Here is a 14,237-nt window from a genome sequence, read left to right on the forward strand (position 1 = left end):
CGGAATATACTACCGGCAAGCCTTTGTATGGAAGATTACGGAAAATCCGTCACGAACTCATGATTACTACATAACAATGTACACAACCACGAACATTATGTATGCTACTACAGCTCTACGACGCTGCAAACCGCGACGCGCCAGCAAGTCTAATTATTTTTAAATTATAAACTGAATATTCTAATAAAAAAGCGCCAATAATAATGGACTATGCCACTATTATTGACGCTACTTTTAGCTTAATTTTTACTTAAGTTATTTATAAATACTTACTACTTCTTTTCGTGATAAGACTTTTCAGTATTTACAGACCACACATTTGCTTTAGATTCTGCGCCAGTGTGAATATTTTCTACAGCTTCGATTGCGGTAGCCATGGAATGATCCTGGTTATTATAACGATGCTGTCCGTTTCGACCAACGCAATACAAGTTGCCGAAGCTATCCAAGTACTTAATCAACTCAGGCATTTGTGCATAAGTGTCAAAGTAAGCTGGGTAAGCCTTTGGAACACACTCACGATGGGAATCAAGAACATCTTCTTCGCCATTAATAACCTGCATGCGAGTTAATTCGTCGATAGCCATCTTACGAGCGTCTTCATCACTCATATTCCAGAAGTCGTCGCCTTCTTCGCAGAAGTACTCAAGACCAATCCAAACAGTGTTGTCAACATCTTTAACAAGATAAGGACTCCAGTTGTTGAAGATTTGCAGACGACCAACCTTGTAACCAGGATCCTGCACATAAATCCAGCAATCAGGAACAATAGGAGGATTACCAAGCGTTGGAATAGTAGTAGTATTACGCAGACGAACACGCTTAACAAGCAAACCTACAGTCACAAAATCGCGATAAGGCAAACCTTTGGCAACACGTTGCATTTCTGCTGGAACTTCAGCTTTTTCGTCACCATTTGTACCTTGCTCAAGAGCTGCAACCAAATCTTTAATAGGCATAGAGGAAACAAACTCGTCAGCATGCAATTCAGAACGTTCACCGTTGGCATCTTCAATAACAACGCTTGAAATCTTGCCATCAGACTGCTTAATAGCAACCACCTTTGCATCTGTGCGCACAGTAGCACCATTTTCACGGCAGCGGCGTTCAACAGTTTCCCACAATTGACCAGGGCCAAGCTTTGGATACCAGAATTCCTCAATTAATGAGGTTTCTACTTCCTTCTTCTTACCATTTTTCTTAGGGAAAAGCTTAGAAAAAGCATTCTTCAAAACTTCAACAATGCTCAAACCCTTAACGCGCTGAGCACCCCAATCTGCAGAAATCTGGCTTGGATGCCTACCCCAAAGCTTCTCGGTATAACCCTCAAAGAACATTGAATAAAGCTTCTTACCAAAGCGATTAATGTAGAAGTTTTCAAGATTAGTTTCTGGTAACTTGTGAACCATAGACCACAAGTAGCTAAAACCAACCTTCATCGTCAAAATAAAGCCCATAGAGCGCAAGGTGGCTGCGGAAAGAGAAATCGGATAATCGAAGAAATGATGATTCCAGAAAATGCGCGAAACGCGATGGCGCTTCAACATAACTTCGTCTTCAACTTCAGGATCAGGTCCACCTGGTTCCAAGTCATGGTGACGACCAAGCTTCTTATCATCGTATGAAGGCGCACCCTGCAACGGCAACATTTCACGCCACCACTGCATAATGCGATCATCCTTCGAGAAGAAACGGTGACCGCCAATATCCATACGATTACCGTTGTACTTTACAGTACGCGAAATACCACCAAATTCACGCGTTGCTTCGAGCAGCGTTACGTCATAGCGACTAGAACCGCCATCTTTAACGAGCTCCCAGGCTGCCGTCAACCCTGCCGGACCGCCGCCAATAATCACAACAGATTTCTTTGGGGATTGTGTATCCGTCACTTGTCCTCCATACCTTAATACATCAATTTTTACAAAAACACATTTTGTGCTAGGTAAAATTTCTATATATCTTTATTGAGCATACGCTTATCACGCGATAGATTCCGGAATATCAATGTCTGTTTTCTGCACTTCTTCAACATTAACATCCTTAAAAGTCACTATTCGCACATTTTTAACAAAACGCGAAGGCCTATAAACATCCCAAACCCACGCATCTGTAAGTTGAACGTCGAAATAAACGTCTTGGCCGGCCGAACGCACGTTGAAATCAACCTTATTTGCCAAATAGAATCGGCGTTCTGTTTCTACAACGTACGTAAAAAGCTTAATAACATCACGATATTCTTTATACAACGCAAGTTCAGCATCAGTTTCATAATTGTCGAGATCTTCGGCGCTCATTGCTTCCCTTCCGTATTGATGTTACGTTTACGACCGCGACCTATAATGCGCCACCAAGCTCTTTTTGAAGAACTACCTTCGGCGTTATTTGCATTATAAGGCCATTCTTCATCAAGATTATCACGACGCACCGGTATAGCCACAGAGTGCTCATGTGCGCTCAGTGCTTCAACTACTCCAGGATTTTCCTCTATAACATGCAGACCAAACGCATCAAGAGAACGAATTGCATCGTACTCATCGGAAATCGTATCCATAACAACAAAATCTTGATACTTTTGATTTTGCGCATCCCATAAAGCATCGCGCGCAGTGCCGGTTTGTGCGAAACCAAGAGATTGATATACAGAAAGCGAGCGAGTATTCGTAGCAGGAACACCAACCCAAATGCGATGCAATCCTAATCCTACTGGCTCTGACGCAAAACCGTAAGTCATCACTCTAGGCATAGCATCACGCGAATAGCCGCGTCCGCGATAATCCTTGCCAAGTACAACTTGAATACGCGCAGAACGAGACCACCCATCTATGTCAATAAGAAAAATCATGCCAATAATCGCGCCAGAAGTATTCTTAACATCATCTAAAACATCTGGCACTATAGCCCAAGCAATTGTAGGACGAGACTGAACATCCCCAGCAAAACGACATAATTCAGCAGCTTTTTCAACAGAAAAACCGTCATTAGACCACTGAACAGAACGCTCAACCCACGCATGAACCATAGAACGCTCAGACTGAGAATCTTTTCCGGTAATAACCGAAGCGTTATCATATGCGCAAAGCTCATCCATACGCTGTAAATCATCGCATGTTGCTGGGCGAAGATGCGCCATTTCTCCACGAATTGGAGGGATTACTATAGATTTTGGTAACTCGCGAGAGTTGTTCACACCATCATTGGTTTGTTGCATAGTCACCTACTTGTATTGTGCCTTTGAGTATTAAGCCCTTCGCATAATTCTCATGTCGCATAATATATGATAATCCAGAAGACGAAAAATGCGTCACGATATTGCCAAATAGCAAATTCTGCGCACCTGCCGCATGAAACAAACTTAATCTGATTTAATCTGTTTTAGTATGATTAAATCTTATTAAATTATGCAGCAAGTACGCAGCACTTACTTTTTGATATTGATTACGCTTTTGCGTTTATACATTAGCGTTATCAAATATTAAATTTTTCAGATTTTTGGTTTTTCAGCCCTTGATTTTTGCCATCACAATCTTAGTAACAGCTTTAGCATCAGCCTGACCCTTAGTTGCGCGCATAACAGCACCAATAATCGCGCCCATCGGCTTCATATTGCCTGCCTTAAGCTTTTCTGCGACTTCAGGATCGGCTGCAAGAGCAGCGTCAACAGCGGCTTCCAAAGCGCCGTCATCGTTCATAACCTTGAATCCGTGCTTATTAACAACTTCATCAGGCTTGCCCTCGCCAGCCAAAACGCAAGCAACAGTTTGCTTAGCGAGCTTATCGTTAAGCTTACCGTCTGCAATCAGCTTTTCAACTTCAGCCACATCTTCTGGAGTAATAGGCAATTCTTCCAAAGTCACACCACGAGTGTTTGCTTCGCGAGCAAGCTCACCAAGCCACCACTTCTTAGCGCCTGCTGCAGTTGCGCCAGCTTTAACGGTTTCTTCAACCAAATCAAGAGCATCTGCGTTCAAAATATCTCGCATTTCAAGATCGCTAATGCCCCATTCGCTTTGCAAACGGTTACGGCGCTCGCGAGGCATTTCTGGCATCTCGGCCTTCATGCGCTCAATATGCTCTTTAGTGATGTGAAGCATAACCAAATCAGGATCTGGGAAGTAGCGATAATCGTCGGCGTCGGACTTCACACGACCGCCAGCAGTGGTCTGAGTTGCTTCATCCCAGTGGCGGGTTTCCTGCAAAATCTCGCCGCCTTCGCTCAAAATAGCAGCCTGACGACGAATCTCATATTGCAGTGTCTTTTCGATTCCGCGGAATGTGTTCACATTCTTAGTTTCGGAACGAGTGCCGAACGGATCGGTCGGATTTTTGCGGAGTGAAACGTTCACGTCAGCGCGCATATTGCCCTGCTCCATGCGAGCGTGGGAAATGTTGAGGGCGCGAACAATATCGCGGATTGCGCGCATATAGGCACCAGCAATTTCTGGAGCGCGGCTACCCGCACCTTCGATTGGCTTAGTTACAATCTCGATTAAAGGCACGCCTGCGCGATTGTAATCAACCAAAGAATGATTTGCGCCTTCAATACGGCCGTCAGCACCACCAACGTGAGTATTCTTACCAGCATCATCCTCAATATGAGCGCGCTCAATCGGCACGCGAAACACGGTGCCATCTTCGAGCTCAACATCCAAGTAACCGTTGCCGTTAGTAGGCTTATCGTACTGGGAAATCTGATAATCGCGAGGCATATCTGGGTAGAAGTAGTTCTTACGAGCGAACTGGCTCCACTCAGCGATTTCGCAATGCAATGCCAAACCGAGCTTAATCGCGTAATCAACTGCAGTCTTGTTTACAACTGGCAAAGAGCCTGGCAAACCAAGGCTTACAGGAGTTAGCTGAGTATTTGGCTCGCCACCAAAAGATACTTCCGCTGGGCAAAACAGCTTCGTACGAGTGCAAAGCTCAACGTGCGTTTCCAAACCGAATACTGGATCAAACTGCTCAACAGCATCGGCGTATTTCATAAGTTTTTCAGCCATGAGAATCCTTCTTACTTAAGCTTTACTTCACTTTACTTAGCCAATGAATCGAGCCAGCCAGCCTTAAGCGACTTCCAGATTGGACCGCCCCACTGCTCTTCAAGAGCAGCTTCCAACGCTGCTGCAGGCTTGTACATCTTCTCATCATGGCATTGCGGAGCAATAATCTGAATACCAACAGGCAGACCATCGTCGCTTAAGCCAGCTGGAAGGCTCAAAGCTGGAACGCCAGCCATGTTTGCAGGAATCGTAGCAATATCGTTCATGTACATGGAAAGCGGATCGTTCATCTTTTCGCCAAACTTAAATGCCGTTGTAGGGCTTGTTGGAGAGACAAGAACATCTACCTTATTAAATGCTTCTTCAAAATCGCGAATAATAAGGGTGCGAACCTTTTGAGCAGAACCATACCATGCATCGTAATAACCTGCAGAAAGTGCGTAAGTACCGAGAATAATACGGCGCTTTACTTCGTCACCGAAACCAGCTTCACGAGTTGCAGCCATCATATTTGCGGCCGTCTGAGGCTTGTCTGCTGGCGGCATTACGCGCAAACCGTAGCGCATGCCGTCGTAGCGAGCCAAGTTGGAGCTAACTTCGGAAGGCATAATAATGTAGTAAGCAGCCAAAGAATAAGGGAAGTGAGGGCAGGAAACTTCCGTAACCTCTGCACCCATATCCTTAAGCAGCTGCACCGCCTCATTAAAGCGAGCTTCAACGCCTGGCTGGAAGCCATCGCCACTAAGCTCCTTAACCAAACCAACCTTCAAGCCCTTCAAATCTCGGCGAGCGCCTTCGCGTGCAGCCTGAGCCATTGGAGGAACAGGAGCTGGAATCGAAGTGGAATCGCGCCTATCGTTGCCGCCAATAATCTCCTGCAAAAGCGCAGAGTCAAGAACGGTACGAGAAACAGGACCAATCTGATCCAAGGAACTTGCCATGGCGATTGCACCAAAACGGCTAACACCACCGTAAGTTGGCTTTGCGCCGACTGTACCAGTTAAAGCACCTGGCTGACGAATAGAGCCACCAGTATCTGTACCCAAAGCAATAGGGGCTTCGAATGCAGCAACAGCAGCTGCAGAACCGCCGCCGGAACCGCCAGGAACACGCTCGGTATCCCAAGGGTTGCAAGTGGTTTGGTAGGCAGAATGCTCGGTAGAAGAACCTTGAGCAAACTCATCCAAATTAGTCTTGCCGAGAATTGGCATACCAGCTGCTTTGAGCTTTTCAATAACTGTAGCATCGTAAGGTGGAACCCAGCCTTCAAGAATCTTGGATGCTGCAGTGGTTGGAATGCCTTTAGTGACAATCATGTCTTTAATGGCAATTGGAACGCCTGCAAGCTCAGGCAAATCTTCAGTCTCGCCATTAGCGTTCTTTTTATCAAAAGCATCTGCTTGCTCGAGTGCAATATCTGCAGAAACATGCAAGAATGCCTTGATTTCTGGCTCAGCAGATTCAATCACTGCCAAGTGAGCTTCAACAAGCTCACGGCTAGAAACTTCTTTAGCTTTTACAGCTTCTGCCATTTGAGCAGCAGAAAGCTTTACTAAATCTTGAGTATTAGTCATGTTTTATTCCTCCCCTAAAATGCGAGGTGCTACAAACATGCCAGACTCACTCTTAGGCGCACCAGAAAGCGCTTCTTCTTGAGTTAATGGTGTAGCAGGTACATCAGGGCGCAAATAAGCTTCCAGAGGCACTGGATTTGCAGTAGGTGGCACATCTTCGCCAGCAACTTCCTGCACCTTGTTAATAGATTCTGCAATGACGTTTAATTCGCCTTGCAAGCGACTAATTTCCTCGTCGCTTAAAGCAATCTGGGAAAGAACACCCAAATGCTCAATTTCTTCTCGTGTGAATGTAGGCATAACCCCAACTATATGTGTGATGCGTGACCTTTCAAAGCTGAAAAAATCTATTATATCCACATACTGCACGTGCGCGTTTTCACAAAATTATTACGCATATAAAATTTCAAAATTTGCAGCAATTGCTATATCAACACGCCGCATAAGCAAAAACGACGTAACCAAAAATTGTTGATATTTCAACGATATTTAAAGTATTGTTTTCAAAATAAAAAAATTTTTTAAGAGATTATCGCATAAATAAAAAGTGTGTAATAATCGTGTTTTGTGAGACGCTAAAAACTAATGCACTGAGGCACGTTATGCATTGAAGCATATGAATTTCAGCATCTCATCGAAATAATCTAATAAAAATAATCTAATAAAAATCGAAGGACACATATGAAGAACACAAAGTTCTACCGTAATGCAGCAATGTTGTTGCTCGCGGGCGCAACTATTATTCCACAATGCTTAGCAGCACCAGCAATGGCCGCTCCTTCCGCTAAGGATTCTGAACCAGCCACATCTTGCGCAGCCAAGAAAGACTCGTTGAATAATTATTTGTGGGATTTGCAATACGATAAAACAAACATTCTCGCCCGTCATGGCGAAACCATCGACAACAAATTCTCTAGCGATAGCTTCAACAAGGGCGATGAATTCGTTGTTGTTGAGCATCAGAAGAAGAACATCACAAATACAACTTCAAACTTGTCGGTTACTTCCGCCAACGATGATCGCGTATACCCAGGTGCTCTTTTCCGCGCTGATAAGAATTTGATGGACAATATGCCAAGCCTGATTTCCGCAAACCGCGCTCCAATCACGTTGAGCGTTGATTTGCCAGGCTTCCACGGCGGCGAAAGTGCTGTAACTGTTCAGCGCCCAACCAAGAGCTCTGTAACTTCCGCAGTGAACGGCTTAGTTTCCAAGTGGAATGCACAGTATGCTGCAAGCCATCATGTTGCTGCTCGCATGCAGTACGATTCTGCAAGCGCACAAAGCATGAACCAGCTCAAGGCAAAGTTTGGTGCTGATTTCGCCAAGATTGGTGTTCCGCTGAAGATTGATTTCGATGCTGTGCACAAGGGCGAAAAGCAGACTCAAATTGTGAACTTCAAGCAGACCTACTACACCGTAAGCGTTGATGCACCAGACAGCCCAGCTGACTTCTTCGCACCATGCACTACGCCAGAAAGCTTGAAGAGCCGCGGAGTAGACAGCAAGCGTCCGCCAGTATATGTGTCCAACGTAGCTTACGGCCGTTCAATGTACGTAAAGTTCGACACCCGCAGCAAGAGCACCGATTTCCAGGCTGCTGTTGAAGCTGCAATCAAGGGTGTTGAAATCAAGCCAAATACCGAGTTCCACCGCATTTTGCAGAACACTTCTGTAACTGCTGTAATTCTCGGCGGCAGCGCAAACGGTGCAGCCAAGGTTATTACCGGCAACATCGACACGTTGAAGGCTTTGATTCAAGAAGGCGCAAATTTGAGCACCTCCAGCCCAGCAGTTCCAATTGCTTACACCACTTCCTTCGTCAAGGATAACGAAGTAGCAACTTTGCAAACCAATAGCGATTACGTTGAAACCAAGGTTTCTTCCTACCGCGACGGCTACTTGACTTTGGATCACCGTGGAGCTTACGTAGCTCGCTACTACATCTACTGGGATGAGTACGGCACCGAAATTGACGGCACTCCTTACGTGCGTTCTCGCGCTTGGGAAGGCAATGGCAAGTATCGTACAGCTCACTTCAACACCACTATTCAGTTCAAGGGCAATGTGCGCAATCTTCGCATCAAGCTCGTTGAAAAGACCGGCTTGGCTTGGGAGCCATGGCGCACAGTTTATGACCGTTCCGATTTACCACTGGTTCGCCAGCGCACAATCAAGAACTGGGGCACAACCTTGTGGCCACGCGTTGCTGAAACTGTGAAGAACGACTGATATTTCTTATAATTTAATAAGATAATTTAATTTATAATTAAATATAAATGAATACAAAAAGGGCTTTATCTTGTAGCCAGTTACGAGATAAAGCCCTTATTTTATTTGTATTATTTATTTTATTTGCTAAATATTATTTGCAGAATATTTAAATATCGCGATGCTTTTCAATAACGTAGCCAATTGCGTACATAACTACACCCCAAGCGAGGACCACTAAACCGGACTGCCACCATGTAAAAACATATGCGTTTGGTGGAAGTAGTTCGCCCGTTCCTAAGAATTGGCCCACAGCCTTGCCTGGCAAAAGCTGCATAAGTGTTGAAGTCCACTTCGCTAAATTGCTTGCAACCATAATAATGCTAACAATTGCCTGCAGAATCATCACGGCTCCAATAACGCACATAATTCCGCCAGCAGTTGACTTGCAAATCATGCCAAAACCGTAGGCCATTGCTGCCACAACAACCATAATTGCAGGAGAGCCAAGGAACAGAGTAAGCGGCAATTTCCACACGTTGCTTCCCGATAATCCGGAAATGTTATCTCCCATAAAAGCTAATTCTGCAGCAGCTAAAGAAACTGCCATTGCAATAAGTTGGGCTACAAAAACATAGATTGCAACCGCAATAAACTTAGCCGTAAAGAACATACCCCTTTTAGGTACAGCCGTAAGAGAAGCCTGAATTGAAGTCGTAGAATGTTCCGCAGTTACAGCAAGCACTGCAAAAATCGCCAAAACAATCAAAGATATAGAAGCAAAGCTAATGACCAAGCGGAAAATGCTTTCTTGAGATGCAATAAGGTCACTTTTATTGCTCGGCCCAACAGTAATTGCAGCGCTTGATTTACTTTGACTTGCTCCATTCTTAATGTCAACTTTAGACATTGCTTTTTGCACAAGCGCGATTATAAAGCTGAAAATTACTGGCAAAACAACTGTTAATGCCATGCACCACCATGTTGATGCAAGTCCGCGCAGCTTAACAATTTCAGATTTAAGCGTGTGCATAAATGTAAGGCGTAAGTGCTGAGCGTTCATGCTACGGCCAGTCTTGTATGCGTTAGATTGGTGTGCGTTAGATTGATATGCGTTAGATTCAGCCAATTGCACTTGCTGATTTGCTACTTGCTCACTCATTTTGCACTCCCCTGATTATTAAATTGAGCTACACTTTGCTCAGCAGGATTTAAGTTTCCGGAAGGAATAGTCCTAGTCACGTACTGCTCTTGGCCATGCGTAAGAGCCAAATATGCTTCCTCAAGCGATGCATGCTCTTGATTCAGCTGATAAACCATGATTTGATTATCTGCAATTTCGCGAGCAAGCTGATTAAGCTCACATCCTGTTATTCTGAGGAGCTCGCCTTCTTGAACGTCTTGAGGAGTGCGAACATCTTGCAAAATCTTGCATTCAGGATGATTTTGAGCAAGCACAGACTTTAGCTTTTCGCCTTCTGGAGTCACAAGTCGCACAGCGTGCTGCGAATGTGCATTAACAAAATCTTGTACTGTTGTACGCTTCAAAATTTCGCCATGCGCAATAATCACAAGGTTATCTGCAGTAAGCGCAACTTCGCTCATTAAGTGCGAACTAAGCAGAATTGCTCGACCTTGGCTTGCGTAATACTTGCACAATTCGCGAACCCACTTAACGCCTTCTGGATCCAAACCGTTAATTGGCTCGTCCAAAATAAGATTGTGCGGATCTGCTAAAAGTGCCGCCGCGATCGAAAGACGCTGGCTCATGCCGAGTGAGAAGGATCCCGCTTTGCGAGTTTTTACGCTAGTTAAACCAGTAATATCAATCACTTCGTCAACGCGCTTTTTTGATATTCCGTGAGTTAAAGCCAGCGAGTACAAGTGGTTATAAGCAGAACGACCTCTGTGGGCAGACTTTGCGTCAAGAACTGCGCCAACTTCCGTCATTGGGGATGCGATTTTTGCGTAAGGTTTTCCGTCAATAAGAGAAGTGCCACTATTGGCGTGAATAAGATTTAACGCGCAACGCATAGTAGTAGATTTACCAGCGCCATTAGGGCCTAAAAAGCCCGTGACTTTACCGTCTTCAGCGACGAAAGAAACGTCGTTAAGCGCTGTTTTTGCGCCGAAACGCTTTGTAATATGTTGGAATTCTAACATAGCTTAACAGTATCACAAATAAAAAAAAATACACATTAAATGTAAGCGTTTATAAGTACAGGCTGATGCATTTTGTAATGCGATTGTTTGTTTGCGATTGTTGCTTATATTTGCTTGTTTGTAGCTTGTATCAGCAATTTGTTACTGCATGTTGTGCAATCCACGCGTGCATGGAAACAGCTGCAGCAGCTCCTGCGTTTAGCGAGCGAACAGAGCCGAATTGCGAAATATAAACAACATCATCCGCCATTTCTAACGCTTTTTTAGAAAGACCTGGACCTTCCGCACCAAAAAGCATAAGACAACGTTTAGGGAACTTATAGTTTTCCATAGCAACAGCGCCTGGAATAATATCGAGCGCTATAACGCGCGCGTTTTTAGCGTCTTGTTCCTTAATATTTGCGATTTTTTCGGCTTCTTTATTGCCTTCTGCTTGCGCTTTAAGCAAAAGTTGATGCGCTTCTTCTGTTTCTCGTGCTATATTTTCGCGCCAATTAGTTACTAGAGTTTCAATAGTTGGGCAGCACTCAACATATTGGTAAAGCTCAGTCATTAACGAGCCTTTGCGATTCCATTTATGAGGCCCTACGATATACACTTTTTTCGCAGTAAACGCGTTTGCAGTGCGAACCATAGAGCCTATGTTGAAATCGTGAGTCCAATTTTCTACAGCTACTTCAAACTCATGACGGCCTTTAGAATCGAGATCCGCTTTTATGGCTTCTACTTTCCAGTACCGGTAACGGTCTAGGACGTTACGCTGGTCACCTTCGTCTAGTAATTCAGTGCTAAACCGCGCATCATAATTTGGCGATTCTGGATTATCTGGACGAGGCTCACCTGGGTGTTCTTCTTCCCACGGGCCAACTCCTATAGGTCGGAATTCTGGCTCATCGGAAGCTTTTGCAGCCAAAGTAATTGGATTCGGTTCGTGCATGTGTGAGTTTTGCTCCGTTTAATACTTTTGCTTAGTATTGGCAGCTAGTAATTGCAGCTAGTCTTGGCAGCCGTCAGTTGCGCAATCGCCTGTGCAACCTGACTTGCAGTGACCGCCACAGCAATTGTCTTCGCAGCATGGCTCAGTGCAACCATCATGCTTGCAATCACCAGTGCACTCTACTTTGCAATGGCCACCGCAGCAATTGTCTTCACAGCAAGGCTCAGCGCAACCATCATGCTTGCAATCACCAGTGCATTTAACCTCGCAATGACCGCCACAGCAGTTGTCGTTGCAGCAATCGTCGCGATCTGCATCTGCACGTAATTCTTCTTCATCGAAAGCTTGAACAAATGCCATTTTAGTACTCTCCTCACTTATTGGATTTACTAATTGAAGATGCCTTGTGCCTTGTTCGTCGGCGTCAACACCACCAATTAATGCAACTATAGCAAGAATTTGCGCGCCTTGCTGATTAACAATGCCAAAATCAAGACTTAATTCATTTCCGTGTCGTAAAGTCACAAGCGAAGAAGTTTGAACATACGATTTTTCAGAAAGCCAAGAGTCAAGTAACAATACTCGCTTGCCTTTAACAGACGGACCTTTTGTTGCAGGAAAAACAAAATCCATAACGAAGCCGTCGAGTGCAATTCCTTTACGTTCTGCAGCATGAATAAGCGCAAAAACCATCGGCACTGCAGCAGCAGTTAACGCACCAATAGCGTCAACATCGCGTTCTAACGAATACCCAGCTTTCTCAATTGCATCAAAAAGAACATCACCAACCAACTTGGAGCCGCGCTGAGCAAAAGTAACAGAAAACAGTTCGCTAAATGGTTTCGCACTCATATCCGCACAAAGCATGCGCTTAAGTTCCGCGCGTTCCGCTTGTAATTCCGTCATTGTTACACTCCTTAGCGTTTAGAGTTCTTTAATTTTTGATGCTTTGATGTTTTTATGCTTAACGATCTTCTACTGATACTTCCGGAGCGCTCAGCTCTTTAACATCAGCTTTATCAGAATCTATAAGATCTATTGAAGCAATAACTTTACTTTGATCTAACTTCTGAAGTTTACGCGCTGTTACCAACACTCGCGACTCAAGCGATGAAGCAAACTTATTGTAAGCTGCAACTGTTCTTGCCAAAGATACGCCAAGTTTTGAAGCATTTTCTCCAAGAACTGCAAAGCGATCATACAATTCTCGAGATAAATCGAAAAGTTCTTTTGCATCATCTGTAAGACTTTGCTGCTGCCATGCGTACGCAACAGACTTAAGCACAGCCCACAAAGTAACTGGTGAAGTGAGTGCTACTTTTTGCGCAAAAGCATCATCCATAAGCGTTGGATCCGCTTCAAGAGCCGCCTGAAGCAATGCTTCGTTTGGAATAAATGCAACTACAAAATCTGGTGCTGTTTCAAAAGCCTGCCAATACGCTTTAGCCCCTAATACTCTAACATGCTCTCGCAAAGCCTTAGCATGCGCTTTTAGAAGCTCGCTCCTTCTAGCTAATTCTTCGTCACTTGCGTTATCTAGGATTTCGCAAGCGCGCTGATAATCCGCATACGGAACTTTTGCATCAACTGGAATTGTTTTGCCTCCTGGCAGATGCACAACCATATCTGGTCTCTGCTGTTCACCATTTGCTCCAGTTACAACAACTTGCGTATCAAAGTCAACGTGCTCAAGCAAGCCTGCAGATTCCACAATATTCTTTAGCTGAGCTTCGCCCCAAGCTCCGCGAACCTTGTTGTTTCGCAATGCTGCAGAAAGCGAACTTGTTTCGCGGTCAAGTCTTGTTTGCTGCTCGCTTAAGCCTTTAAGCTGAGTGCTCAGCACACCCATTTCTTGTTTGCGTCCTTCTTCAATCTGCGAAACTTTATTCTTCAATGCTTCGAGATTGTCTTTTACTGGAGCAAGCGCTTCTAAGACTTTACCTTGCTCTTTCAAAGTTTTTTCACGATTTAACCGTTCGCGTTCTTCTCGCTCTGCGCGCAATTGTTCTTCGCGATTCACTCGCAATTGTTCTGCTTGCTGCGCTTTAGCAAGTTCCGCTTCAACAAACTTTAATCGTTCAGCAAGCTGCTCTGCTTGCGTGCGATACCGTATAGCTTGATTGCCATTTTCTTGAGCTTGAGCGCGCGCTTGTTCATACTGCGAGCGCAATTCGTTAAATTCGCGCTGGTTTACACCATTTGCGCCTTGCGCCCCAGAGTTGCGCTTAACAATAGCCAACACAATAACAGCGGTTACTGCTACAGCAACCACCATTAAAACAAGCATCACAATATTGTCGAACATACGTTCTATTAAACACTATTGAGTTGACTTTTGAAATATAATTAAAC

General features: G+C 44.6%; 12 protein-coding genes. 1 reads left to right on the forward strand and 11 read right to left on the reverse strand.

Going from position 1 to position 14,237, the window contains the following annotated elements; genetic code table 11:
• Positions 1 to 272 precede the first annotated feature (272 nt).
• From CGSMWGV1500E_RS05780 to gatC, 6 genes are all read right to left on the reverse strand, one after another.
• Positions 273 to 1,892 (reverse strand): NAD(P)/FAD-dependent oxidoreductase, encoded by a 1,620-nt coding sequence (locus CGSMWGV1500E_RS05780; protein ID WP_004126312.1) that lies wholly within the window; start codon positions 1,890 to 1,892, stop codon positions 273 to 275.
• Positions 1,893 to 1,982: 90 nt separating this feature from the next.
• Entirely contained in the window at positions 1,983 to 2,297 is a 315-nt protein-coding gene (locus tag CGSMWGV1500E_RS05775; protein WP_004105898.1) for a DUF2469 domain-containing protein, read from the reverse strand.
• Complete coding sequence (locus CGSMWGV1500E_RS05770) at positions 2,294 to 3,211, reverse strand: GNAT family N-acetyltransferase (RefSeq protein WP_004126315.1); 918 nt, start codon at positions 3,209 to 3,211, stop codon at positions 2,294 to 2,296. The genes CGSMWGV1500E_RS05775 and CGSMWGV1500E_RS05770 overlap by 4 nt, the downstream gene beginning before the upstream one ends.
• A 289-nt stretch (positions 3,212 to 3,500) precedes the next feature.
• A complete protein-coding gene (gene gatB / locus CGSMWGV1500E_RS05765; RefSeq protein WP_004126318.1) occupies positions 3,501 to 5,000 on the reverse strand; it encodes an Asp-tRNA(Asn)/Glu-tRNA(Gln) amidotransferase subunit GatB in 1,500 nt (499 codons plus the stop codon).
• 32 nt (positions 5,001 to 5,032) lie between these two features.
• Positions 5,033 to 6,574 carry an Asp-tRNA(Asn)/Glu-tRNA(Gln) amidotransferase subunit GatA gene (gene gatA / locus CGSMWGV1500E_RS05760; protein WP_004126320.1) on the reverse strand — a complete coding sequence of 514 codons (1,542 nt, stop codon included), beginning with the start codon at positions 6,572 to 6,574 and terminating at the stop codon, positions 5,033 to 5,035.
• A 3-nt stretch (positions 6,575 to 6,577) separates the two neighbouring features.
• Complete coding sequence (gatC, locus tag CGSMWGV1500E_RS05755) at positions 6,578 to 6,874, reverse strand: Asp-tRNA(Asn)/Glu-tRNA(Gln) amidotransferase subunit GatC (protein WP_004126322.1); 297 nt, start codon at positions 6,872 to 6,874, stop codon at positions 6,578 to 6,580.
• A gap of 381 nt (positions 6,875 to 7,255) precedes the next feature.
• Here gatC and vly point away from each other — a divergent pair, with 381 nt between their 5' ends.
• Complete coding sequence (vly, locus tag CGSMWGV1500E_RS05750) at positions 7,256 to 8,806, forward strand: cholesterol-dependent cytolysin vaginolysin (protein ID WP_004126324.1); 1,551 nt, start codon at positions 7,256 to 7,258, stop codon at positions 8,804 to 8,806.
• A 148-nt stretch (positions 8,807 to 8,954) separates the two neighbouring features.
• Here vly and CGSMWGV1500E_RS05745 read toward each other — a convergent pair whose 3' ends face one another.
• From CGSMWGV1500E_RS05745 to rmuC, 5 genes are all read right to left on the reverse strand, one after another.
• Positions 8,955 to 9,947, reverse strand: coding sequence for an ABC transporter permease subunit (locus tag CGSMWGV1500E_RS05745; RefSeq protein WP_004126326.1), 993 nt, complete (start codon positions 9,945 to 9,947; stop codon positions 8,955 to 8,957).
• Positions 9,944 to 10,948 carry an ATP-binding cassette domain-containing protein gene (locus tag CGSMWGV1500E_RS05740; protein ID WP_004126328.1) on the reverse strand — a complete coding sequence of 335 codons (1,005 nt, stop codon included), beginning with the start codon at positions 10,946 to 10,948 and terminating at the stop codon, positions 9,944 to 9,946. Before CGSMWGV1500E_RS05740 ends, CGSMWGV1500E_RS05745 begins: the two co-directional genes overlap by 4 nt.
• 130 nt (positions 10,949 to 11,078) lie before the next feature.
• A complete protein-coding gene (locus CGSMWGV1500E_RS05735; RefSeq protein ID WP_004126330.1) occupies positions 11,079 to 11,885 on the reverse strand; it encodes a TrmH family RNA methyltransferase in 807 nt (268 codons plus the stop codon).
• Between the two features lie 57 nt (positions 11,886 to 11,942).
• A complete protein-coding gene (locus CGSMWGV1500E_RS05730; RefSeq protein WP_004126332.1) occupies positions 11,943 to 12,791 on the reverse strand; it encodes a hypothetical protein in 849 nt (282 codons plus the stop codon).
• A 58-nt stretch (positions 12,792 to 12,849) separates the two neighbouring features.
• Positions 12,850 to 14,190 (reverse strand): DNA recombination protein RmuC, encoded by a 1,341-nt coding sequence (rmuC, locus tag CGSMWGV1500E_RS05725; RefSeq protein WP_004126334.1) that lies wholly within the window; start codon positions 14,188 to 14,190, stop codon positions 12,850 to 12,852.
• Positions 14,191 to 14,237: the final 47 nt, after the last annotated feature.

This window comes from Gardnerella vaginalis 1500E (genome assembly GCF_000263595.1).
GTDB lineage: Bacteria > Actinomycetota > Actinomycetes > Actinomycetales > Bifidobacteriaceae > Bifidobacterium > Bifidobacterium vaginale_E.

Excerpts from the sequence above, each read along its gene's own strand:
- CGSMWGV1500E_RS05735 (WP_004126330.1), bottom strand. The coding sequence starts at position 11,885 with ATGCACGAACCGAATCCAATTACTTTGGCTGCAAAAGCTTCCGATGAG.
- vly (WP_004126324.1), top strand. The coding sequence starts at position 7,256 with ATGAAGAACACAAAGTTCTACCGTAATGCAGCAATGTTGTTGCTCGCG.
- CGSMWGV1500E_RS05740 (WP_004126328.1), bottom strand. The coding sequence starts at position 10,948 with ATGTTAGAATTCCAACATATTACAAAGCGTTTCGGCGCAAAAACAGCG.
- CGSMWGV1500E_RS05775 (WP_004105898.1), bottom strand. The coding sequence starts at position 2,297 with ATGAGCGCCGAAGATCTCGACAATTATGAAACTGATGCTGAACTTGCG.
- gatC (WP_004126322.1), bottom strand. The coding sequence starts at position 6,874 with ATGCCTACATTCACACGAGAAGAAATTGAGCATTTGGGTGTTCTTTCC.
- CGSMWGV1500E_RS05770 (WP_004126315.1), bottom strand. The coding sequence starts at position 3,211 with ATGCAACAAACCAATGATGGTGTGAACAACTCTCGCGAGTTACCAAAA.
- rmuC (WP_004126334.1), bottom strand. The coding sequence starts at position 14,190 with ATGTTCGACAATATTGTGATGCTTGTTTTAATGGTGGTTGCTGTAGCA.
- CGSMWGV1500E_RS05730 (WP_004126332.1), bottom strand. The coding sequence starts at position 12,791 with ATGACGGAATTACAAGCGGAACGCGCGGAACTTAAGCGCATGCTTTGT.
- gatA (WP_004126320.1), bottom strand. The coding sequence starts at position 6,574 with ATGACTAATACTCAAGATTTAGTAAAGCTTTCTGCTGCTCAAATGGCA.
- CGSMWGV1500E_RS05745 (WP_004126326.1), bottom strand. The coding sequence starts at position 9,947 with ATGAGTGAGCAAGTAGCAAATCAGCAAGTGCAATTGGCTGAATCTAAC.
- gatB (WP_004126318.1), bottom strand. The coding sequence starts at position 5,000 with ATGGCTGAAAAACTTATGAAATACGCCGATGCTGTTGAGCAGTTTGAT.